This is a genomic window from Streptomyces sp. NPDC000345 (assembly GCF_042898825.1).
In the GTDB taxonomy this organism is placed as follows: Bacteria; Actinomycetota; Actinomycetes; order Streptomycetales; family Streptomycetaceae; genus Streptomyces.
On sequence record NZ_JBIAZE010000005.1, the window covers coordinates 282,086 to 303,092 of the forward strand.

Sequence of the window (21,007 nt, forward strand, 5' to 3'; positions counted from 1 at the left end):
CGCGCACGGCCGGCCGGCTGCCGGGGACGGCCCGGGCTGCCGGCCGGCCGCCGCGCGGGGACCGTTCGGTGTCCTGTCCGGCGCTACGCCGCGAGGGCGTGACCGGGATGCAGTACGACCTTGGTGTAACCCTCGATGCGCTGGTCGAACTTCTCGTACGCGCGCGGCGCCTCCTCCAGCGGCAGTTCGTGGGAGACCACGAAGCTGGGCTTGGCGCGCCGCGCGATGATCAGGTCACGCAGCTGGCGGTTGTACTGCTTGACGTTGCACTGCCCGGTGCCCATCCGCTGGCCCTTTTCGAACATCCTGCCGATGGAGACCAGGAGTTGGCCGTGCTTGGCGTTCTCGTCGGGTCCGCCCGGGTCGGAGGGCACGTACAGGCCCGGTATGCCGAGCATGCCCGTCGGCCGCACGGTCTCGACGAGCGTGTTGAGGACGACGGCCGGTTCCTCGTGGCTGGCGTCGTGCGCCTGGGCCTGGTAGCCGACGGCGTCGACACCCTTGTCGGTGCCCTCGCCCCCGGTCTGTTCCTTGATCTGCGTGGCCGGGTCGCCCTTGGTGAAGTCGATCGGAACGGCTCCGATCTCCTCGGCCTTGGCGAGCCGCTCGGGCACCCGGTCGACGGAGAACACCTTCGACGCACCGCGCAGCAGCGCGGAGTACGCGGCCATCAGCCCGACCGGACCGGCACCGAAGACGGCCACGCTCTCGCCGGGGGACACCTGGGCGAGCTCGCATCCGTGATAGCCGGTCGGGAAGATGTCGGCGAGCAGCACGAAGTCGGTCTCGAACTCCTCACCCTGCGGCAGCTTCAGGCAGTTGAAATCGGCGAAGGGCACGCGCAGCAGTTCCGCCTGTCCGCCCTTGTACGGCCCCATGGCCACATAACCGTAGGCGCCGCCGGCGAAGCCCGGGTTGACCGTGAGACAGAAGCCGGTCTTCCCGGCCAGGCAGTTCTTGCAGAATCCGCAGGCGACGTTGAAGGGCATGACGACCCGGTCGCCCTTGGACAAGGAGGTCACGCCCGCGCCGGTCTCCTCGACGATGCCCATGTTCTCGTGCCCGAAGACGATGCCGGACTCGGCCGCCGTGCGGCCCTCGTACATGTGCAGGTCGGAACCGCAGATGGCGGTCGACGTGACGCGTACCAGCACGTCGTTCGGATGCTGGATCTGCGGATCGTCGACGTCCCTGACGGTGACGCTGAAGGGCTTCTCGTAGACAACGGCTTTCACCTGGATCACCTCCGCGTCGAACGCCGGGTGACCACGACGGCCTGCTTGACCGAGGCCCTTGCCGGGAGAACACACACCGCGACCGGGCCCCTCGGCCCGCTGCGTAGTCCCAGGCGCTCTGGCTTCACCATTGGTTACTTCCAGGGAACGCCCCTGCGGCACCCGCCGCAACCCCCGCCGGACGACGATCCCGCCGCTGCCCCGGCGCGCCCGGCGCGCATCACGCGGTCCACCGCACCGGGCCCGCCCGTCCGGCGAGCCGCGGACGGCCGTCGGGCGAGCCGCGGACGGCCGTCGGGCGAGCCGCGGACGGCCGTCGGGCGAGCCGCGGACGGCCGTCGGGCGAGCCGCGGACGGCCCGTCTCCCCTCTCCCCGGGCACGGGGCCCACCCGTCCGGCGAGCCGAAGGCTCGGCCTTCGGGCGAGCCCGCGGTCGGCCCTCGCCCGTCTCCCCGGGCGCGGGGCGGGCCCGTCCGGCGAGCCGGGGTCGGCCGTCGGGCGAGCCGCGGACGGCCCGTCCCCCCTCTCCCCGGGCACGGGGCCCACCCGTCCCGCTAGCCGCGGACGGCCGTCGGGCGAGCCGCGGACGGCCCGTCGCCGTCGGCGCGGGCACCCGGGCGGGCGCGCCCTGGCGGAGGGGGCGTGACCACGTCCGAGGCCCCCTTTCCGCTCGCCCAAGGGCAACCCCGGTCGGCCCCTCACGCCGGCATACGGCGGGACCTGCGCGCCGGCCTGGCCGAGTGCACCCGACCCGCTCTCGTCGCCTGCCCGGCCGGCGGTGTGCCCGGCCGGGAACGGCCAGGTTCACACGGTGCGGCCGCTGCTCGCCGACGACGACATTCGGCTGTCCGCCCGCACCACCGCCTGTACCGCCGCCCGCACCGCCGCCTCCGGCCGCTCGTCACGGTCCGCACGGGCGGGACACTCCCCCGCACGCCGTGGCGGGCGGGGGAGTGTCCCGCCGCGGGGTGCGCGTTCCTGCCCGGTCACACCTCGTCGCCCCCGGCCGGTGGCTCGGCGGCGAGGCGCAGGAGCACGGCGGTGCCGGGGCGGGGCAGGGAGACGGTGAGCCGTCCCGCGGCGGCGTCCCAGGCGAGGGTGGCGCCGGAGGCGGCGGGATAGAGCACCGTGGGGCGGAGGGGGACGCCGCGCAGATGGGGGAGCGTGACGGCGCGGGTGCCGTCGTCGGCTCCGTGCCGGTCGCGTGGGCGCTCGGCTCCCGCTCCCGCGTCGGCGGCCGGGGCCCTGCGCCACAGGGCGAGCCAGGTGGCGGCCCGGCCGCGCAGACCGGAGGCGATCCAGGTGTCCTCCCACGCGGGAAGCCCGAGCGGCCAGAACGGAAGGCTGCGGGGGATCTCCGGGCGAAGGGCCTTGTGGACGGCGACGGCCGAGCGGACCAGGTCGAACTGCTCCGGGCTCATGCGGTCGAGGAACCCGGACAGCTGGACACGGGCCGACAGCGCGCCGGTGAGCGCGAAGGCGATCTCGTCGGGGCCGAAGTCCGGCTGGGGGTAGGCCCACACGGCGGCCTGCTCGGGGGTCGCCGCGGTGGCGGACGCGGCCGCGATGGGCGGACAGCGCAGGGGGTCCTGCTGGTCGCTGGTGGACTGCAGCTGGACGACCGCGAGCTGGGCGTAGTCCATGCGCAGCCCGCCCGACGCGCAGTTCTCCAGGACGAGGCCGGGGTGCCGGTCGAGGAGGGAGCCCAGCCAGTCGAGGTGCGCGCGGTGGTGCCCGAGCAGGCCGGCGCCCGCGCTCTCGGTGCCGTTCTCGGTGCCGGGCCCGATGTTGACGTTGTAGTCGAGCTTCAGATAGCCCACCCCCCAGTCGTCCACGAGCCGGTCGACGACCCGGTCGAGGTGGGCGCGGGCGGCGGGGTGGCGCAGGTCCAGGTGGTGCCGGCCGTGTTCGGTGACCCGGACTCCGCCCCGCCGGAAGAACGCCTCGGGTGGCAGGGTGCGGGCCAACGGGCTGCGCACGCCGACCACTTCGGGTTCCAGCCAGAGTCCTGGGGTCATCCCGTGCGACCTGATGGCGTCCAGCACCCGCTGGATGCCGCCGGGAAAGCGGCGGCCCGAGGCGTCCCAGGCGCCGACGGCGTCCCACCAGCCCTGGCCGTCGTCGTCGTACCAGCCCGCGTCGACGACGAAGACCTCGGCGCCCGCGGCGCCCGCCGCTTCGACGAGCGGCAGGAGCTTGTCGGTGGTGGGGTCACCCATCAGGGTGTTCATGTAGTCGTTGTAGATCACCGGGAGTGCCGTGTGGTCCGGGTGGGCGCGGCGTATCCGGCGGCGGTGGGCGGTGAGTTCACCGAACGCGGCGTCGAGGCCGCCGCCCCGGGCTGCGACGAGGACGGCGGGGACGGTGGTGAACTCCTCGCCCGGTGCCAGGGTCTGGTGCCACTGGTGATGGGCGTCGTCGGGTCCGAACAGCGCGACGTAGGCGGCGCCCTCCCGTTCGCCGGTCTCGTAGCGCCAGCCCGCGCTGGACTCGATCTGCCAGAGCCAGGCGCGGCCCGCCCGGTCGGTGAGCGCGGCGATCGGCAGGTGCCGTCCCGTGGACCAGCTGCCCTGCGAGTACCGCTCGAAGCAGCCGCGTCCTTCGTGGCCGTGGGCCGGCCGGCTCAGGGAGACGACGTGGTCGCGGAAGGGCGAGTGCCGCCAACGGCACTCGGCGAGCCAGTCGTTGTCCGCCCAGTGGAGGGTCAGGCCGTCGAGCCCGCCCACGGCGTCCCCGATGCCGCCGAGGGCCAGGCTCGACACGCTCTCCAGCCGGAGCGGGGCGCTTCCCTCGTTGACCAGGCGCACCTGCGAGCGGAGGAAGCCGGCGCCGGGGCGGGTCCGCAGGGTGATGTCGGCGCCGAGCCCGGTCACCGGGTCCGCCAGCCGGAACGTCGTGCACTGCCCGTCCCCGTCCTGGACCGTCTCGTGGCTTCGGTGGGCCAGACGGCCGCCGACGGCGGTGTCGATGAAGCGTTCTCCCGACCAGGTGCGGCCGTGGCCGGTCGCGGTGACCTCGACGAGGGGGAGCAGGGTGTTCCAGTCCTGGCCCGGTGCCCCCAGCCGGACGGCCCCGGCGGAGTCCGCCACGGCGTGCAGTCCGAGGACGTCATGGGACCAGAGAAGGGACCGCTCGGCTGCTCCGACAGCGGTGGTCAACGCGGTTTCCCTCCCGCGGGTGCGGTCCTTCCCTTGACGGGCGGTGGTGTCACCGCTGACAATCCTGACATGGATGTGACCGGTCACACAAGCCCCGGCAGCCACTCGGGCCCCGGACGGGAGCCCCGGAAGGCGGCCGGCATCCGGGACGTCGCCCGGGCCGCGGGCGTCTCGTACCAGACCGTCTCACGGGTCATCAACCACTCCCCGAACGTCCGCGAGGAGACGCGCAAGCGGGTCGAGGCGGCCATCCAGACGCTCGGCTTCCGACGCAACCCCACCGCGTTCGCCCTGGCCAGCGGCGTGACCCGGTCGGTCACCGTCCTGACGTCGAACACGACCCTCCACGGCTATGCCGCCACCCTTCAGGGCCTGGAGGAAGCCGCCCGCGCCGCGGGCTACTCGCTCGGCGTGAAGGTGCTGACACCCGAGGACGACCTGGACCGCACGATCTCCTCGGCCGCGGCCGACGGGGGCGGACTGATGGTCATCGGCTTCGACCGACTCGGCGCCACGGCACTGGGCCGGGTCCCGGCGGACGTGCCGTGCGCCGCGGTCGTCGAAGCGCCGCCGCACGGCCGGACTCCGCCCCGTCCGGCCGTGTGGGCCGACGACCGCGAGGCGGCCCGTGCCGCCACCGCGTACCTGCTGCGGCTCGGGCACCGGACCGTGCACTACGTCGCCATCCCCACGTCAGCGGGCACCGGGCACGCGGAAGGCCCGCGCGCCCAGGGCTGGCGGGCGGCCCTGGAGGCGGCCGGCGTCACCCCGCCCGGGCCCCTCGGCGGCGGGGGCTGGGACGCGCGGGCCGGCTACGACGAGGGCCGAAGGCTCGCCGGCGACCCGGACGTCACGGCGGTCCTGTGCGGCAACGACGACCTGGCCCTGGGCGTGCTGCGCGCCCTGCACCACGCCGGGCGGCCGGTGCCGGAGGACGTCAGTGTCATCGGCTTCGACGACGCCCCGCACGCCGGGTACCTCACCCCCTCCCTCACCACCGTCCGCATGGACTTCCAGGGACTGGGCCGCGACGCCTTCGAGCTCCTGCGCGGCCGGTTGGAGCGCGACCACCGGCCCGCCGCCGCGACCTTCACCGGCACCGAGCTGATCATCCGCGAGAGCTCGGGCGGCGCCCGCGCGTGAACCCGGCGGCGCGACGAGCCGACGGCCGTGCGCGGCGCCGCCCCGCACCCTCACCTGACGTCGACGAAGTCGCCCGCCGCCGTGGCCGGGCCGGTGGTGGCGGTGCCGGTGAAGAGGAAACGGAAGTAGCCGTCGGTGCCGGCCCTGGTGGTGGTCCTGAGCGTGCCGCTGCTGCCGCTGGTGACGGTCTTCAGGGTCGTGTAGGTGGAGCTGCCCTTCTTGCGGAACTGCAGCAGCACCGGCCGGTCCCGGTAGCCGGTGTAGGTGCCGCTCTCCCAGTCGGCGCGGGTCAGCCTGCCGGTGACCGTGATGGTCCTGCCCTTCTTCACCGGCTCGGGCGAGGCGTTCACCGTCACCTTGGCGTACCGCTTGAACCGCGCCGTCCCGGCGGCGTCGATCTCGGTCCAGTCGTCGCCGGCGTCCTGCGCGCCGGCGAGCACCTGCCAGGTCCCGGCGAGGCCGTTGTGGTCGAAGTCCCGCGCGGCGTCCACCCCGAAGCTCACCTTGCAGGTGGAGGTGGTGCGGTCGGTGGGCGACACGGTGCAGGTGCCCGCCGGCGGGTAGGCCGGCAGGATGGCGTCGGCGTCGTCGGTGTTGGGCCCGTGCCACAGATAGGCCCAGGACGCGAGGACGCCGTCCGGGTCGGTCGCCGTCCAGGTGAGGGTGACGGTCTTGCGGGTGGTCAGGCCGAGCACGATGTCCTTGCCTCCGTTGACGACCACGTTCGAGAACGTCGTGTCGGACGCGGCTCGGTCCGCCGCTCGGGCGGCCGGGACCAGCGCGGCGGACAGGGCGGTGGCAAGGGACAGGAGGGCGAGGGCGGGGCGGGTGCGCATGGAATCCCCCTCAGGGATCGCTGGGCCCGCCGTCTCCTCACGGCGGAGCCTGATGAGGTGTCACATGGGCTAGACCCACGAGACCCGGTCCCGGTTGCCCTCTCACCGACCTCTGCCCCGCCGACACGGCCTCGGGAGCGGCCGCCGGTCGCCCGTCGCCGGCAGCCGCTCACGCCAGACCGCAGCCCCTCGCGTCAGGCCGTCGTCCTCGCCTCAGGCCGTCCTCCTCGCGACGAGCCGGACGGGGACCTCGGCGTACGTGTTCAGGATCGTGTTCTCCGCGATCACCGGATCACCGGTGAACTCCACGCGCTCGACGGACTCGAGCAGCGCGTGGAACAGGGCGTGCAGCTCCAGGCGGGCCACGCCGTGGCCGACGCATCCGTGCGCGCCGTGTCCGAAGGCGAGGTGGTCGCGGGGGTTGCGGCGGAAGTCGAACTCGTCCGCGCGCTCCCACTTGCGCTCGTCACGGTTCGCGGAGGCGAAGAGGGCCCACACCCGGGCGCCCTGCGGGATCGTCACCCCGCCGAGCTCCGTGTCGCGCGCCGCGACGCGGGTGAGGCCGCGCACCGGACTCTCGAATCTGAGCAGCTCGTTGATCGCCGACGCCACGAGTCCGGGCTCGGCGCGCAGTGCCGCCCACTGGTCCGGGCGCTCGGCGAAGACGACGAGGAGATGGCCGATCGCCGCGGCCGTCGTCTCCAGCGACGGGCCGATGAAGTCGACGAGGAGGAGGGGGCACTTCTCCTTGGGGATGACCCCCTGGTCGGCGGCCTCCAGCATGGCGGCGCCGGGGCTTTGGGGCGCGAGTTCCCTGTTCGCCGCGAGCTCGTGGGCGAACTCGAACAGGCGCCGCGTCATCTCCATGTTGTGCGGGGTGCGTTCGGTGACCGGGCCCAGGAGGTCGTTGCCCACCTGTCCCCACGCGTAGAGGTGCTCACGATTGCGGTCGGGCAGCCCGAGGAAGTCGGGGATGACCAGCATCGGTATCACCTGGGCCAGTTCGGTGACACCGTCGATCTCACCGCGGTCGAGGACCTCGGCGACGAGGTCGCGCGCCTTCCCGGCGATCTCCTCACTGCGCCCGCGCAGGGAGCCGGGCCGCAGTCCGGCCCCGACGACGGAGCGCAGCACGTCGTGTTCCGGCGGGTCGCTGACGAGGGTGACGCCCCGCATCATCCGGTTGACATCGGCGTTGAATCCCACGCCCTCGCCGGAGAGGAAGGTGCCGTGGTCGGCCAGCACGGCTCTCACCTCGTCGTAGCGCGTGATCGCGTACACGTCCGGTTCGCGCAGCCGGACGACGGCGCCCAGCTCCCGCAGGTGCCGGTACTGCTCGTAGCGGGTGCGCTGGTCCGAGGTCGCGAACATGTCGATCTCGGTCGTGGGCACGACGGCCACGGATTCCTCCTTGAGCGGCTGCGACGGTCGGCGAGCTGGGTCCAGGTACGGGAACGGGCGGCTGGAAGACGCCTCCAGAGCCTGCTCGGGGGAGATCACCGCAAACCCGGGGCGGGTGGCGATCTGACGGCCGGCGGTGAAGTGAGTTCGGCCGCCGGCTCGACCTGACGGTCACGCGCCTGCCGTCGAGCTGAGCGCGACGGCGTCGGGGCGGACCCTCCCTCCGCGGCCGCCCCGCCCGCCGCCGTATTCTTCTGCGCGCCCGCACTCTCCCGCACGGCGGCGCCGTGCCGCGAGGGAGCGGACACGGGGTGAGGGACAAGGGGGAACGTACGTGCAGCCATTGGAGGCCACGGATCCGGACGCCGTCGGCGGCTACCCGCTGCTGGCGCGGCTCGGCGCGGGCGGCATGGGCCAGGTGTACCTGTCGCGCACCCCGGCGGGCCGCCCGCTGGCGCTGAAGACGGTCCGCCCGGATCTGGCCGCGGCGCCGGACTTCGAGCCGCGCTTCGCCCGCGAGATACGCAGCAGCGACCGCGTCCGCTCTCCCTGGACCGTGTCCGTCGTGGACTTCAGCCGGCCCGGCCACCGTCCGCAGTGGCTGGCGACCGAGTACGTCGCCGCGCCCTCGCTCGCCGAGTGGGTCATGGCGCACGGCCCGCTCCCGCCCGCCGCCCTGCGCGCCCTGGCCGCCGAACTCGCCGCCGCCCTGGGCGCGGTGCACGCCTGCGGTCTCACGCACCGGGACGTCAAGCCGTCCAACATCCTGCTGGCCCGCGAGCGCCCGATGCTCATCGACTTCGGCATCGCCCGTGCCGCCGACGACTCCCGGCACACCCGCACCGGCGGTGTCATCGGATCGCCCGGCTACCTCGCCCCCGAGCAGGTGTCCGGAGGCGTGGTGACGGACGCGGGAGACGTCTTCTCGCTCGCCGCGGTCCTGGTGTACGCCGCGACCGGCGACAGCCCGTTCCAGCATCCGGGCGAGGACGTCTCGGCGGCCTCGCTGCTGTACCGGGTGGTCCACGACGACCCCCGCCTCGACGGTGTGCCGGATGATCTGGTGCCGGTACTCCGTCGCTGCCTGGCCAAGCAGCCGGAACACCGGCCGGGCAGCGCCGAGCTGACCGGGCTTCTGCCCCGCGAGCGGGAGTCCGGCGGCTGGGAGCACGCCCTGCCGCCCGGGCTCCAGGACGACCTCACCCGCCGCGCGGCGGAGGTCTCGGCCCTCTGCGCGACGGCCCCCGCCACGGTGCCGCCCCCGCCCCCGCCCCTGACTCCGCCGGTGCGTGCCGGGGCGGCCGCGACCCCGCCGATGCATCCCGGCGCCGTCGCCGCCCATCCCGTGCATCCCGTGCACCATCCGGGCGCCGTGGCGGCCCCACCGCCCGCCGCCGCTCACCGGCGTCGGCGGACCGCCCGGACCGTCGTCGCGGTGACCGCCGGTGCCGTCGCCGCCACGACCGCCGTACTGCTCCTGCGCCCCTTCGGCGACGGCGACGGGGAGAAGGGAACCGGGGCGGACCCGACGAGCGGCCCGACGGCTTCCACCACCACCGCCGCGCTGTCCCGGAAATGGGAGGGCGTCTGGACCGGCGAGGGTCCCGGCAACCCCGACGCCGACGGGCGGCTCCAGCCCCGCACCGACTCCTTCGTGGTCACTCTGACCCTGCACACCGCCGCCAAGGGGGACATCGCCGGCAAGCAGGTCAGCGAGGTCTCCGAGGTCGGCACCCGACGCGAGGTGGGCTGCACGGAGGCCCTCGAACTGCGGGGGGTGCGTGGCTCCACGGCCACGTTCGAAGCGGTGACCAGCCACCCGACCGATCGCTCGAACTCCTCGCTGACGTGCGAGAAGGGTCATGTGTACGTGGTTCAGCTGACCGCCGACGACACCCTCCGCCTCGGGGAGGAGGGTGCCCAGTCGGCCGGCGCCCCCTCCGAACTGCGCCGCGCTCCGGGCACGGACTGAGTTCCACCGGAAATTCTTCGAAACATTCGAGGCGAGGTCCTGGGTCATCCTCACCCCAAGGCCGTGATCACCGCGACCGAGGAGAGTGGCGTGGCCAAAACCCATGTATCACACGCTCTCCGGCGTCGAAACATTTCGTAACAGATGCCGAAACTATTGACGCTTGATGAGGGCAGGTCAACACTGCGACCACATTCCCGGCCTCACCAAGAGGAGGAGGAACCCTCGCATGAACGTCGTACCCGCACACCCGACGACCCGCAGGACCGCCTGCGCCATGCTGCTGGGCGCCGCATCGGCTCTCGTACTGCCCGGCACCGCCCGCGCCGCCACCGTCATCACCACGAACCAGACCGGCACCAACAACGGCTTCTACTACTCGTTCTGGACCGACGCGCAGGGCACGGTCTCCATGACCCTGGACTCCGGCGGCACCTACGGCACGAGCTGGAGGAACACCGGGAACTTCGTCGCCGGCAAGGGCTGGAGCAACGGCTCGCGCAGGACCGTGAGGTATTCGGGCAGCTTCAGCCCCTCCGGCAACGCCTACCTGGCCCTCTACGGCTGGACGTCCAACCCGCTCGTCGAGTACTACGTCGTCGACAACTGGGGCACCTACCGGCCGACGGGCGCGTACAAGGGCACCGTCACCAGCGACGGCGGCACGTACGACATCTACCAGACGACGCGGTACAACGCGCCGTCCGTCGAAGGCACCAAGACCTTCAACCAGTACTGGAGCGTGCGGCAGTCGAAGCGGACGGGCGGCACCATCACCACCGGCAACCACTTCGACGCCTGGGCCCGCGCGGGGATGCCCCTCGGCAGCTTCAAGTACTACATGATCCTCGCGACCGAGGGTTACCAGAGCAGCGGGAGCTCCACGATCACGGTGTCGGCATGAGCGCCGGACTGCGCCGGGTCACCCGACCCTGAGGACGACTTTGGGGACCGGGCCGGGCGCGCGGTGACACCCGGAGCGCTGACGTGCCGCCCGGGCACCCCTCTTCCCAAGGGGTGTCCGGGCGGATCGTCCGTCGCCCGACGTCACCGCCGGACGTGACGCGACGCCGTCACGGCGGCTGAAGCCGCGATGAGAGCAACCTGTCAACGAGCCAAGTACTTCTCATCGATATGCGGCCTCCGCCATCCAAATGGGACGCGCCCCGGGACTCGCGCATTGAGCTGTCAACAATTTTGCTGATAGTCCTCTCATCCATCACGCGCGTGTCCTCGACGGTGCCGCCCGCCAAGTCGGCGCACCGTACCCACTCTTGTCTTCAGGGAGTTGTTCGTGAGCAGAGAGAGAACAAGCCGGGCGCGTAGCCGACGGACTTGGCGGGGCATAGCCGGCGTGGCCGCCGGTGTGGTCCTCGTCGGTGGCGGCTTCGTGGCGGCCAACGCGGCGACGACCACGGGCGACGCGAAGAAGGCCGGCGTCCACTATCCGGTCGACAAGAAGGCCACCGGCGTCGCGGCCGTGGTCAGCGCCGCGAACGCGTTCCTGAACACGCTGGACTCCGACCAGCAGGCGGAGACGGTCCTGGACTTCTCCCAGGCGAACGCGACCGCGTGGTCGAACCTGCCGTGCGGCTCGTCCTGCCGGCCCGGCATCCAGACCGGCTCGCTGAGCGACGAGCAGCTGGCCGCCTTGAAGAACGTGCTGAAGACAGCACTGGGGACCGGCAAGGACACCGGCTACGAACACGTCCTGCAGACCCTCCTGGCCGACGACCAGCTGGCCTCGGCGGAGAGCTCCGGCTCCGGGCCCTCCGCGCCGTCGGGCAGCACGTCGAGCGACCCCTCGGCCACCGCCTCCGCCTCGGCGGACCCGAGCGCGACCGCCACCGACGCCCCGACGGGCACCCCGCCGTCCGGCGACCCCGGCGGCGGTGCCGGCGGCGGCGGGTACGGAAGTGACATCTACTTCCTGGCGTTCCTGGGCACCCCGTCGGCGGACGGCACGTGGCAGCTGCACTTCGGCGGCCACCACCTCGCGGTGAACATCACCTACAAGGACGGCAAGGTGTCCGGCGCCAGTCCGTTCTTCACCGGCGTCGAGCCCACCAGCTGGACCGCGGACGACGGCACCACGTACGAGCCGCTGGGGACGTTCCGCGACGGCCTGCTGGAGCTGACCGGCAGCCTGAGCACGGAGCAGCTGGCTGCGGCCAAGCTGTCCGAGTCGTTCAGCGACGTGCTGCTCGGCCCGGGCGAGGACGGCCAGTTCCCGGAGACCAAGCAGGGCATCAGGGCCGCCTCGCTGTCGCCCAAGCAGAAGAAGCTGGTCCTGGCGGCGATCCACCCGTGGATCGCCGGTGTGGACGACGCCACCGCCAAGCAGCTCATGAAGACGTACACGCGTGAGCTCGACCAGACCTACATCGCCTACTCCGGCGGCACGGGTCTGGACACCCAGGGCGACTACGTCCGCATCGACGGCCCCGGCGTGTGGATCGAGTTCGTCTGCCAGAACGGCTTCGTCTACCAGGACAAGGTCCACTACCACACCGTGTACCGGGACCACACCCGCGACTACGGCAGCGAGTTCTCCTTCTCATGACCCGACCGCGAAACTGGCTGACCACAGCACTGCGTCTGGTGGCCGGGATCGCGATCGCGGTACCGGCGGCGCTCCTCACCGGGGCGTCGCCGGCCGCCGCGCATCCGATGCCGCACTCGGTGGTGGAGCTCGACGTGTACCAGGCCTCGGTGAGTGCCCGTCTGGAACTTCCGGCCGACGACTTCTCCCGGGCCAGCGGGATCGATCTGAGCGACACCACCCAGGCCACGCTGTCCGGTAGGGCCGAGGCCGTCCGGACCTATCTCGGCCGGCACATCCGCCCGGCCACCACCGGGGGCGAGGCCTGGGACGTCAGCACCGGCAGCCTGCGTCTCAGCAGCACCGAGCAGACCTCCACCGGCCCCTACCGGGAGCTGGTCGCCGAGGTCGTGCTCACCCCGCCGGCCGGTGCGGACGTGCGCCACTTCACCTTCGGCTACGACGTCATCGTCCACCAAGTCGTCACGCACACGGCTCTGGTGACGGTACGTCAGGACTGGGCCGCCGGGCAGATCGGCGGCGAGGGCGCCACCCAGGTCGGCACCATCCGGATCGACACCCGGACCATGACCGTCCCGGCCCTGAAGGTCGACCTCGACGACGGCAGCGCCTGGCGCGGATTCCTCGCCATGGTGAGGCTGGGCGGCGACCACATCCTCACCGGCACCGACCACCTGCTGTTCCTGCTGATCCTGCTCCTGCCCGCACCGCTCGCGGCCGGCGGACGGCGCTGGGACGGCCTGGTCGGCGTCCGGTCCGCGCTCGGCCGGATCGGCCGCACCACGCTCGCCTTCACCGCCGGCCACTCCGTCGCGCTGGCCGCCACCGCGCTCGGCCGCCTGGACATCCCCGGCCGGCCGGTCGAGGCGTTCATCGCCGCCAGCATCCTCGTCGGCGCGATCCACGCCGTCCGCCCCCTCTTCCCGGGCAAGGAGGCGCTCGTGGCCGGGGTCTTCGGGCTCGGCCACGGCATGGCGTTCTCCTTCGTCCTGGCCGAGATGCACCTGTCCACCGGGCAGCTCGTGACCAGCCTCCTCGGCTTCAACCTCGGCATCGAGCTGGTCCAGCTCCTGCTGGTCTGTCTCGCCCTGCCCTCCCTGCTGGTCCTCGCGCGCCTGCGCGTCCAGCCCGCGCTACGGCTGGCCGGCGCCCTGCTCACCGGCACGGCGGCCCTCGGCTGGCTGGCCGACCGCCTCGGCCTGCCCAACCCCGTCGCCCGGGCGGCCGACAGCGCCGGATCCCACACCACCCCGCTGCTGGCCGCCCTCACGGTGACCGCACTCGCCGCCACCGCCTGGACCCTGGCCATCCGCCGCCCGGCACGCCCCGGACCGGCCGAGCCCCCCGCGGCGACGAGTCCCGAGCCTGAAGAGCGGCACGCGGCGGCCGGAGCGGGTACGGGATGAGGGCGCGCAGGTGCGCGACGGGAAGCGGCTGTTCCCGACGGCACCGGGCGGGGTGAGCCGGCCCGGTGCCGTACGGCGAAACGCCAGACATGGGTTCCGAGCGGCGACAGGGGCTGCTCGTTTCGCGGTCTACGCGGACGGCGTCCAGCCGTTCAGCCAGTCGGCGATCTCGTAGTCCGCGGCCTGGCTCGCCGTCAGGAAGGGCCGGTCGGAGCTCGCCGTGCCCGCTCCCGCACCGGAGTTGGCGTATTCGGCGAAGCGGTCGTCCTTCCAGGAGAACCCGCTCATGTCGGTCCATGGCGCGCTGCGCACGAGGGCGCCCAGCGAGCTGCTGCGGACGATCGCCTCGGGGTCGAGGGACGCGTCCCCGCCCGCGTGCCACGGGCGGCCGAGATAGGTCGCCCCGGTGGTGCCGGACCCGGTGATCGAGCTGTTGATGACCAGGAAGCCGTGGTACGCGGCCGGCGTCGACGGCGCGAACACGATCCCGTAGCTGGTGCGGTCGCTCTTCACCGTGATCGCCGTCTTGTTGATGACGGCGGTGGCACCGCCGAAGACGAAGTCGACGTCGCCGCTGATGATCGCGTTGTTGATGTACACCCGTGCCCGCAGCGAGGTCGACCGGCTGTGCAGCAGCAGCGTGTCCTGGTTGCCGTCGAAGATCACGCCGTCCAGCACGGTCCGGTCGCCGGCGGTGTAGAGCGCCACCGCCTGCTCGTTGGCGTAGTCGTGCGCCGCTTCGTCGAAGTCGTTGGCGACGGTGAGGTTGCGTGCCTGGAACTCGTCCGCGTAGGCGGTGACGGTCGCGCTGCCGCCCGTGCCGTAGGTGGTCCCGTCGCCCTTCGGGCTGCCGGAGGCCACTCCGTACACGATCTTCGTGGAGCTGCGGCTGCTGCCGGTGCCCTGGAAGGTGACATAGGGCTTGTCGGCCGGCACGGTCACCTTCTCGCGGTAGGTGCCGGGCGCGATGGAGATGATGACGCGTGAGGAATTGCCGGACGGTACGGCGTTCACGGCCGCCTGCACGGTGGTGTAGTTGCCCGAGCCGTCCGCCGCGACGGTGATCGTTGCCGCGGCCGACGCGGTGCCCGTGCCGCCGAGCGTCGCGCCGGCGGTGACCCCCGCCACGAGGGCGAGGACGGCCGGCCGTCCCCAGGCCGGCCGCAGCCGGCGGTGGCGGTGCTGCTGGGTTCGGGTTCGGTGTCCCGTGTTGGTCGTCATGGCCTTCAGTCGCTGCCGAAGCCGGAGGAGTTGCCGGTCGGCGCCGTCGCAGCCTGGACTCCCGTGGGCCCTCGCCTCATCTCGCCGGAACAGAACAGGTGGTGCGTCACACCGCCCGGGCTGGGCACGACCGCCGAGCGGAACCGGTCGAGCAGCTCGTCCGGGGAACCCGGAGTCGTGGTCCGGACCGGAGCTCTACCGGCGACACCGCCACACGCGCTTCACGCCAGGCCGTTGACCAGCCCGGTGAACAGGGAGGGAAGGCGTACGGCGGCGGGGACGATCAGGCCGGCGAGTCGGGGGTGGCCACGGAGGCGTACCAAGGTGTGGGTGAGCAGACGGTGGCGGCGTGAGGCCCGGCGCCAGGCGTGTTCGTAGTCCAGGGGCCGGCCGCCTCGGACGCAGCGGACGAGCTGGGCGGCACCGGCCAGGGCGAGGGAGATGCCTTCGCCGGTGAGCGCGTCGACGTATCCGGCGGCGTCGCCCACCAGCAGGACCCTGCCGGCCACCCGGCCGCGGACCCGTTGCCGCAGCGGCCCCGCACCGCGGACGGCCGAGGAGGCGTGTGTGGACAGGCGGGCAGCCAGCGACGGAAAGCCGGCGAGCTGCACGTCGAACGGTGCCCGCTCGCCGGTCAGGATGGCCACGCCGAGCAACCCGGGCCCCAGCGGGGTGACGTAGGCCTCGGCTCGCGCGGACCAGTGGACCTCGACGTGGTCGGTCCAGGGCGCCATGGTGAAGTGTCTGCGCAGCCCGTAGCGGTGCGGGCGCGGATCGGGCAGGTCCAGGCCGAGGTGCCGGCGGACGGGCGAATGCAGGCCGTCGGCGGCGGCGAGGTACCGGGCCGTCAGCCCGGCTGCGGTGACGCTGCCGGCGTCCTGGCGGACCGTCGCCGCGTCGATCTTGACCGGGTGCACCGGGACGCCCAGTTCCGCCGCCCGCCGGGCCAGAGCCGCGTGCAGGTCCGTACGCCGCACGCCCAGGCCGCGTCCGTGGCGGAAGCCGGCCTCGGCGTGCCGGCCGTCGTCCTCGGCGTCGAGGTAGCGGATGCCGCGCAGAGGGTGCCCGGGCGGGGCGATGCCCAGTTCGGCGAGGGCCCGCACCGCGCCCGGCATCAGCCCTTCGCCGCAGGCCTTGTCCACCGGCGTCGGCCGGGGTTCGGCCACGGCCACCTCGAGTCCGGCGCGGGCGGCGTGGATCGCGGTGGCGAGTCCGGCCGGCCCGCCGCCGACGATCAGCAGGTCGAGCACGGCGGGGTCGCGGAGGCCGAAGACGGGGCGGACCGGGCCAGGGCCGCGTTCTCGCAGCGGAGCCGGACGGTCAGGAGGGGCAGGTTGAGCAGGGTGAAGGCGGTCGCGGTCAGCCATGCTCCGTGGACCAGCGGCAGGGCGAGTCCCTCCACGACCACGGCGAGGTAGTTGGGGTGGCGCAGCAGACGGTAGGGGCCGGTGCTGACCAGCGGCAGGCCGGGCACGACGATGACGCGGGTGTTCCAGCGAGGTCCGAGGGTGCTGATGCACCACCAGCGCAGCGCCTGCGCCCCGAACGTGAGGGCCAGCATCGGCCAGCCGAGCAGCGGCTGGAAGGGCCGCTCGGCGAGCTGGGTCTCAGCGAGGCAGCCGGCCAGCAGTCCGGTGTGCAGGGCGACCATCACCGGGTAGTGGCCGTCCCCGTACGCCACGCCGCCGTGCGCGCGGCTCCAGGAGGCGTTGCGTCGCGCGACGACGAGTTCGGCGACCCGCTCGGCGGCCACCAGCAGGATCAGCAGGGTGTAGCCGGTCATCCGTCACCTACCAGCGCAGGAGCACGAGTTCGGAACTGAAGCCCGGCCCGAGCGCCAGCAGCAGGCCGGGTGTCCCGGCCGGGGGCGGGCGCAGGGCCAGGGTGTCGCGCAGGATGTGCAGTACGGAGGCGGAGGAGAGGTTGCCGACGCCGGCGAGCGAGCGCCAGGTCAGCTCCAGCGCGTCGGGCCCGAGGCCGAGTGTCTCCTGGAGGGCCTCCAGCACCTTGGGGCCGCCGGGGTGACAGACCCAGCCGGTGATGTCGTCCGGCTTGAGGTCGTGTGCGGCCAGGAAGGAGCGCACCTCCTCGCCCAGGTGGAGCCGGACCAGTTCCGGCAGTTCGGCGCCGAGCACGATGGTGAAGCCGCTGTCGCCGATGTCCCAGCCCAGGGCGTCCTCGGTGCCCGGGTACAGGCGGCCGCGGGTGGCCACCACCCGGGGTCCGGCGTACTCCTGGAGGCGGGGATGGTTCCGGCCGACGGCGACCAGCGCGGCGGCACCGTCGCCGAAGAGCGCGCCGGCCACCATGCTCTGCACGGAGGTGTCCCCCCGGCGCAGGGTGAGGGAGCACAGCTCGACCGAGAGCAGCACCGCGACCTGCTCCGGATGGCCCTGCAGGTAGTCGTGGATCCTGGCCAGCCCGGCGGCACCGGCGGCACAGCCCAGGCCGAAGACCGGCACGCGCTTGACGTCCGGCCGCAGCCCCAGCCGCCCGGCCAGCCGGGCCTCCAGTGACGGGGCCGCGATACCGGTGACGGAGGTGGTGAAGACGAGGTCCACCTCGTGCGGGACGAGCCCGGCCCGGTCCAGGGCGCCTCGCAGTGCCTCCTCGCCGAGCCGCAGGCCCTCCTCGATGAACAGGTCGTTGGCCTGGCCGAAGCCCTGCAGCAGGGCGTACCGCTCCAGTGGCAGGGCGAGGTGACGGGTGCGGACACAGGACGTGGCGTGCAGACGGTCCAGCACGCCGCGGTCCCCCGGCGGGACTCCGGCTCCGCGGGAGCACATCGCCGCGAGCGCATCGGTGATCTCGCGCTGGTGGTAGCGGTGGGCCGGCAGCACTCCTTGGACAGCGGCGATACGCGTCATTCGGCAAGAATAGAGAGGAGCATGACGAATCCTCACAAGGCGCACATCATGGGCATTTCGCGTGTGGCAGCCGAGGGAGCGAGGCGGCCACGCCTACCATTCGACGGCGTGCACAGCGTCGGAACCTCGTCCACTCCGGCCACCGCGGGCCCTCGCCGCGGGGCCGGGCGCGCCGTCGGCCTGCTGCTGGCCGCTCACCCCGCGCCCTCGGCGGCCGTGACCGCGGTGGTGACCGCGCTGGCCGCCGCATCGGGGCGGGGCGGCGCCGGTACGGTACTGATCGCGGCGGCGGTGCTGACCGGGCAGCTGTCGGTGGGCTGGAGCAACGACGTGATCGACGCCGACCGCGACGTGGCCGCCACGCGCCACGACAAGCCCCTGGCGACCGGGGCGGCGTCCGCGCGGGCGGTGACCATCGCGGCCGGCTGCGCCCTCGCGGCCTGTGTGCCGCTCTCCCTCGCGAACGGGTGGCAAGCGGGAAGCGCGCATCTGGTCGGCGTGGCCGCGGCCTGGGGCTACAACCTCGGCGTCAAGCGCACCGTCTGGTCGTGGCTGCCGTACGCGGTCGCCTTCGGGCTGCTCCCCGCGTTCGTCTCTCTTTCCCTGCCGGGCAGCCCGTGGCCGCACTGGTGGGCGTCGGCGGGCGCCGCGCTGCTGGGGGTGGGTGCTCACGCCGCGAACGTCCTGCCGGACATCGACGACGACCTCGCGGCGGACATCCGCGGCCTGCCCCAACGCGGTGGCCACCGCGGCGCGCGGACACTGGCGGCGGCGGCGCTGGCCGCAGGCTCGGCCGTGCTGGTCCTGGGCCCGGCGGGACCGGTCGGCATCCCCGCACGCGCCGGGCTCGCGGCGGCCTGCGCACTCTCACTCACCGTCGCGCTGTGGCCGGGCGGGCGGAGCCGGACCCCTTTCCTGTGCTGCCTGGGCCTGGCCGCCTCCGATGTCGCCCTCCTGCTCCTGCGCGGCGCGCGTCTCGCGTGACGGGGCAGCCGTGTCGAGCGTCCGGGTGCGTTCCTGACCGCCCGGCACGAACGAGGCCGCGCTGCGGGCCGAAGCCGGGGATCTGCCGACGTCCGGGCGGGGCGGCTGCGGCGTCTGCCGCGGGAGGTCCGGTGCCGTCGACGGCACCGGCCTGTCGCGCCGGCAGATCAAGGAACTGATCGGCTCAGCCGCCGCTCTTGCGCCGGAACGACCGCTGGCTCGCGGCCGGTCCGTGCGCTCCGCGGACCTTCGACCCCTCGGCGTTCGCAGCAGGGTCGGCGGCGTCCGCCTGCGCACCGCGCTTGCGCGCCAGTGCCTCCCGGAACTTGCGCTTCAGGTCGTAGTGGCCGTCGCTGTCGGGCGCCAGTGCGGACGTCTCGGGGTCAGCCGGCTCCGAACCTTCTGTGGACGCAGACTCTGCGGTCATGGTGATCTCCTGGGTTCGGGCAGTGGGATGCACAGCTTGTCATGCCGAGCGCAGTGCTGGGCGCCGACACCGTCATGGCTACGGCCCGGCAGGGTCCCCGCGCAGCCGCTCTCAGCCGCCGCGACGCACCAGGGCCGCCTTGCGGGCCTCCGCGAGCTTGCGGGCCTCGGCGGCCCTGCGTGACGTGCCGCCGGCCCCGCGGGAGGTGTCCTTGCTCGTGCCCAGGCCGCGGAACGGAGCGTTGGTGTTCTTGGGCCGGGGTACGGCGGGCCCGCCGTCGAGCGGGATGCCGGAGGGTGCCTTCGCCCCGGTGATCCGGCTCAGCGCCGCCTCTCCCGAGCGCACCTTGGTGACGGTCGCCTCGATGCCGGCCTCGGCCAGCACCCGGCTCAGCTCACGGCGCCGGCCCGACAGCACCAGCGTGACGACGCTGCCCGACTCACCGGCTCGGGCGGTGCGGCCGGCGCGGTGCACATAGTCCTTGGGGTCGGTGGGCGGGTCGACGTTGACCACGAGATCGAGGTCGTCGACGTGCAGGCCACGGGCCGCGACATTGGTCGCCACCAGGACGGTGACCTGGCCGTTCCTGAACTGCGCGAGGGTCCGGGTGCGCTGCGGCTGGGACTTGCCGCTGTGCAGGGCCGCGGCGGGCACTCCGCTCGCCCTCAGATGCCGGGTGAGCTGGTCGACGGCGTGCTTGGTGTCCAGGAACAGCAGGACGCGGCCGTCGCGGGCGGCGATCTCCGTGGTCACGGCGTAACGGTCGGGGCCGTGGACGACCAGTACATGATGGTCCATCGTCGTGACCGCGCCCGCGGAAGGGTCCACCGAGTGGACGACGGGGTCGTGGAGGTAGCGGTGGACCAGCTGGTCGACGTCGCGGTCCAAAGTGGCCGAGAACAGCATCCGCTGGCCCTCGGGGTGCACCTGGTCGAGCACCTCGGTGACTTGCGGCAGGAAGCCCATGTCGCACATCTGGTCGGCCTCGTCGAGGACGGTGATCCGTACCCGGCCCAGGCGGCAGGCCCCGCGCTCGACGAGGTCGTGCAGACGGCCGGGCGTGGCCACGACGACCTCGGCCCCGTCGCGCAGCGCGGCGGCCTGCCGGCCCACCGACATGCCGCCGACGACCGCGGCCATCCGCAGCCGCAGCGCGTCGGCATACGGCGCGAGCGCCTCGGTGACCTGTTGGGCCAGCTCCCGGGTGGGCACCAGGACCAGGGCGAGGGGCTGCTTCGGTTCCGCGCGCCGCCCGGCGGTCCGGGTGAGCAGCGGCAGGCCGAAGGCGAGCGTCTTGCCCGATCCGGTGCGCCCGCGCCCCAGGACGTCGCGTCCCGCGAGGGCCTCGGGCAGTGTGGCCGCCTGGATCGGAAAGGGCTCGCGCACACCGAGGTCGTCAAGCGTTCGCAGCACCTCGGCCGGCAGGCCCAGACCGGCGAAGGAGGCGACCGGAGGCACCGTGGGGGCAGTGGCCACGGACGGGGCGGGACCGCCGACGGAGGTGCCGGGGCGGGCGGGGTGAGTCATGGAGAGCCTTCCGCAGGGGGAACGTACCGAAGAAGGCCCGGCGGGAATGAGCATCCGATATCGGAGGGCCTGAGTGTCACGAGCACGCAAAAGTAGCAGGGTAACACAAAGTGACAGCCTCGTGCCGTGGAGCTGACCGCCCCTCCCTGCGCCCCGTCCCCGCGGTGAGCCCCGGCCGGGGAGCGGCACCGGCCGAAGAGCGGCCCCGGCCGGGGAGCGGCATCGTCCGCGGCCCGGTACCTGACCGGCGCGGACGATGCCCCTCCC

The 21,007-nt window shown here is 73.3% G+C and carries 16 protein-coding genes and 1 pseudogene; 6 read left to right on the forward strand and 11 right to left on the reverse strand.

From position 1 onward, the window contains the following. Positions 1 to 83: 83 nt before the first annotated feature. Entirely contained in the window at positions 84 to 1,235 is a 1,152-nt protein-coding gene (locus tag ACFY30_RS14390) for a glutathione-independent formaldehyde dehydrogenase (protein WP_390845508.1), read from the reverse strand. Between the two features lie 986 nt (positions 1,236 to 2,221). Continuing rightward, complete coding sequence (locus tag ACFY30_RS14395; protein ID WP_390845509.1) at positions 2,222 to 4,393, reverse strand: alpha-galactosidase; 2,172 nt, start codon at positions 4,391 to 4,393, stop codon at positions 2,222 to 2,224. A gap of 69 nt (positions 4,394 to 4,462) precedes the next feature. Between ACFY30_RS14395 and ACFY30_RS14400 the strand changes: the two genes are divergently transcribed. Further along, a complete protein-coding gene (locus ACFY30_RS14400) occupies positions 4,463 to 5,536 on the forward strand; it encodes a LacI family DNA-binding transcriptional regulator (RefSeq protein ID WP_390845510.1) in 1,074 nt (357 codons plus the stop codon). Between the two features lie 50 nt (positions 5,537 to 5,586). Here ACFY30_RS14400 and ACFY30_RS14405 read toward each other — a convergent pair whose 3' ends face one another. Together ACFY30_RS14405 and ACFY30_RS14410 are read right to left on the reverse strand one after the other, a co-directional pair. After that, positions 5,587 to 6,372: a hypothetical protein gene (locus ACFY30_RS14405; protein ID WP_390845511.1), complete on the reverse strand. Its 786-nt coding sequence runs from the start codon at positions 6,370 to 6,372 to the stop codon at positions 5,587 to 5,589. Between the two features lie 213 nt (positions 6,373 to 6,585). Further along, positions 6,586 to 7,773, reverse strand: coding sequence for a cytochrome P450 (locus ACFY30_RS14410; RefSeq protein ID WP_390845512.1), 1,188 nt, complete (start codon positions 7,771 to 7,773; stop codon positions 6,586 to 6,588). Between the two features lie 334 nt (positions 7,774 to 8,107). On the opposite strand from ACFY30_RS14410, the gene ACFY30_RS14415 reads away from it, so the two are divergent. From ACFY30_RS14415 to ACFY30_RS14430, 4 genes are all read left to right on the forward strand, one after another. Then, positions 8,108 to 9,745 (forward strand): serine/threonine-protein kinase, encoded by a 1,638-nt coding sequence (locus ACFY30_RS14415; protein ID WP_390845513.1) that lies wholly within the window; start codon positions 8,108 to 8,110, stop codon positions 9,743 to 9,745. Positions 9,746 to 9,974: 229 nt separating this feature from the next. Then, complete coding sequence (locus ACFY30_RS14420) at positions 9,975 to 10,649, forward strand: glycoside hydrolase family 11 protein (RefSeq protein ID WP_390845514.1); 675 nt, start codon at positions 9,975 to 9,977, stop codon at positions 10,647 to 10,649. 450 nt (positions 10,650 to 11,099) lie between these two features. Further along, positions 11,100 to 12,308: a DUF3500 domain-containing protein gene (locus tag ACFY30_RS14425; protein WP_390845515.1), complete on the forward strand. Its 1,209-nt coding sequence runs from the start codon at positions 11,100 to 11,102 to the stop codon at positions 12,306 to 12,308. Continuing rightward, complete coding sequence (locus tag ACFY30_RS14430; protein ID WP_390845516.1) at positions 12,305 to 13,714, forward strand: HupE/UreJ family protein; 1,410 nt, start codon at positions 12,305 to 12,307, stop codon at positions 13,712 to 13,714. Before ACFY30_RS14425 ends, ACFY30_RS14430 begins: the two co-directional genes overlap by 4 nt. Before the next feature lie 129 nt (positions 13,715 to 13,843). Here ACFY30_RS14430 and ACFY30_RS14435 read toward each other — a convergent pair whose 3' ends face one another. The 5 genes and pseudogenes from ACFY30_RS14435 to ACFY30_RS14455 form a co-directional block, all read right to left on the reverse strand. Beyond that, positions 13,844 to 14,935, reverse strand: coding sequence for a pectinesterase family protein (locus tag ACFY30_RS14435; RefSeq protein WP_390845517.1), 1,092 nt, complete (start codon positions 14,933 to 14,935; stop codon positions 13,844 to 13,846). Positions 14,936 to 15,027: 92 nt separating this feature from the next. After that, a pseudogene (locus tag ACFY30_RS14440) lies at positions 15,028 to 15,149 on the reverse strand (deaminase); the annotation flags it as partial. A gap of 7 nt (positions 15,150 to 15,156) precedes the next feature. Continuing rightward, the gene (locus tag ACFY30_RS14445; RefSeq protein WP_390845518.1) at positions 15,157 to 16,185 is read right to left on the reverse strand and encodes an NAD(P)/FAD-dependent oxidoreductase; all 1,029 of its coding nucleotides are present in this window, start codon (positions 16,183 to 16,185) and stop codon (positions 15,157 to 15,159) included. Then, a complete protein-coding gene (locus ACFY30_RS14450; RefSeq protein ID WP_390845519.1) occupies positions 16,170 to 16,718 on the reverse strand; it encodes an isoprenylcysteine carboxyl methyltransferase family protein in 549 nt (182 codons plus the stop codon). The genes ACFY30_RS14445 and ACFY30_RS14450 overlap by 16 nt, the downstream gene beginning before the upstream one ends. A gap of 7 nt (positions 16,719 to 16,725) precedes the next feature. Beyond that, the gene (locus ACFY30_RS14455; RefSeq protein ID WP_390845520.1) at positions 16,726 to 17,802 is read right to left on the reverse strand and encodes a type III polyketide synthase; all 1,077 of its coding nucleotides are present in this window, start codon (positions 17,800 to 17,802) and stop codon (positions 16,726 to 16,728) included. A gap of 108 nt (positions 17,803 to 17,910) precedes the next feature. On the opposite strand from ACFY30_RS14455, the gene ACFY30_RS14460 reads away from it, so the two are divergent. Next, positions 17,911 to 18,786, forward strand: coding sequence for a UbiA family prenyltransferase (locus tag ACFY30_RS14460; RefSeq protein WP_390845521.1), 876 nt, complete (start codon positions 17,911 to 17,913; stop codon positions 18,784 to 18,786). A 184-nt stretch (positions 18,787 to 18,970) separates the two neighbouring features. Here ACFY30_RS14460 and ACFY30_RS14465 read toward each other — a convergent pair whose 3' ends face one another. Then, positions 18,971 to 19,213: a DUF5302 domain-containing protein gene (locus ACFY30_RS14465; protein ID WP_390845522.1), complete on the reverse strand. Its 243-nt coding sequence runs from the start codon at positions 19,211 to 19,213 to the stop codon at positions 18,971 to 18,973. A gap of 111 nt (positions 19,214 to 19,324) precedes the next feature. Next, a complete protein-coding gene (locus tag ACFY30_RS14470) occupies positions 19,325 to 20,740 on the reverse strand; it encodes a DEAD/DEAH box helicase (RefSeq protein WP_390845523.1) in 1,416 nt (471 codons plus the stop codon). Between the last annotated feature and the right edge of the window lie 267 nt (positions 20,741 to 21,007).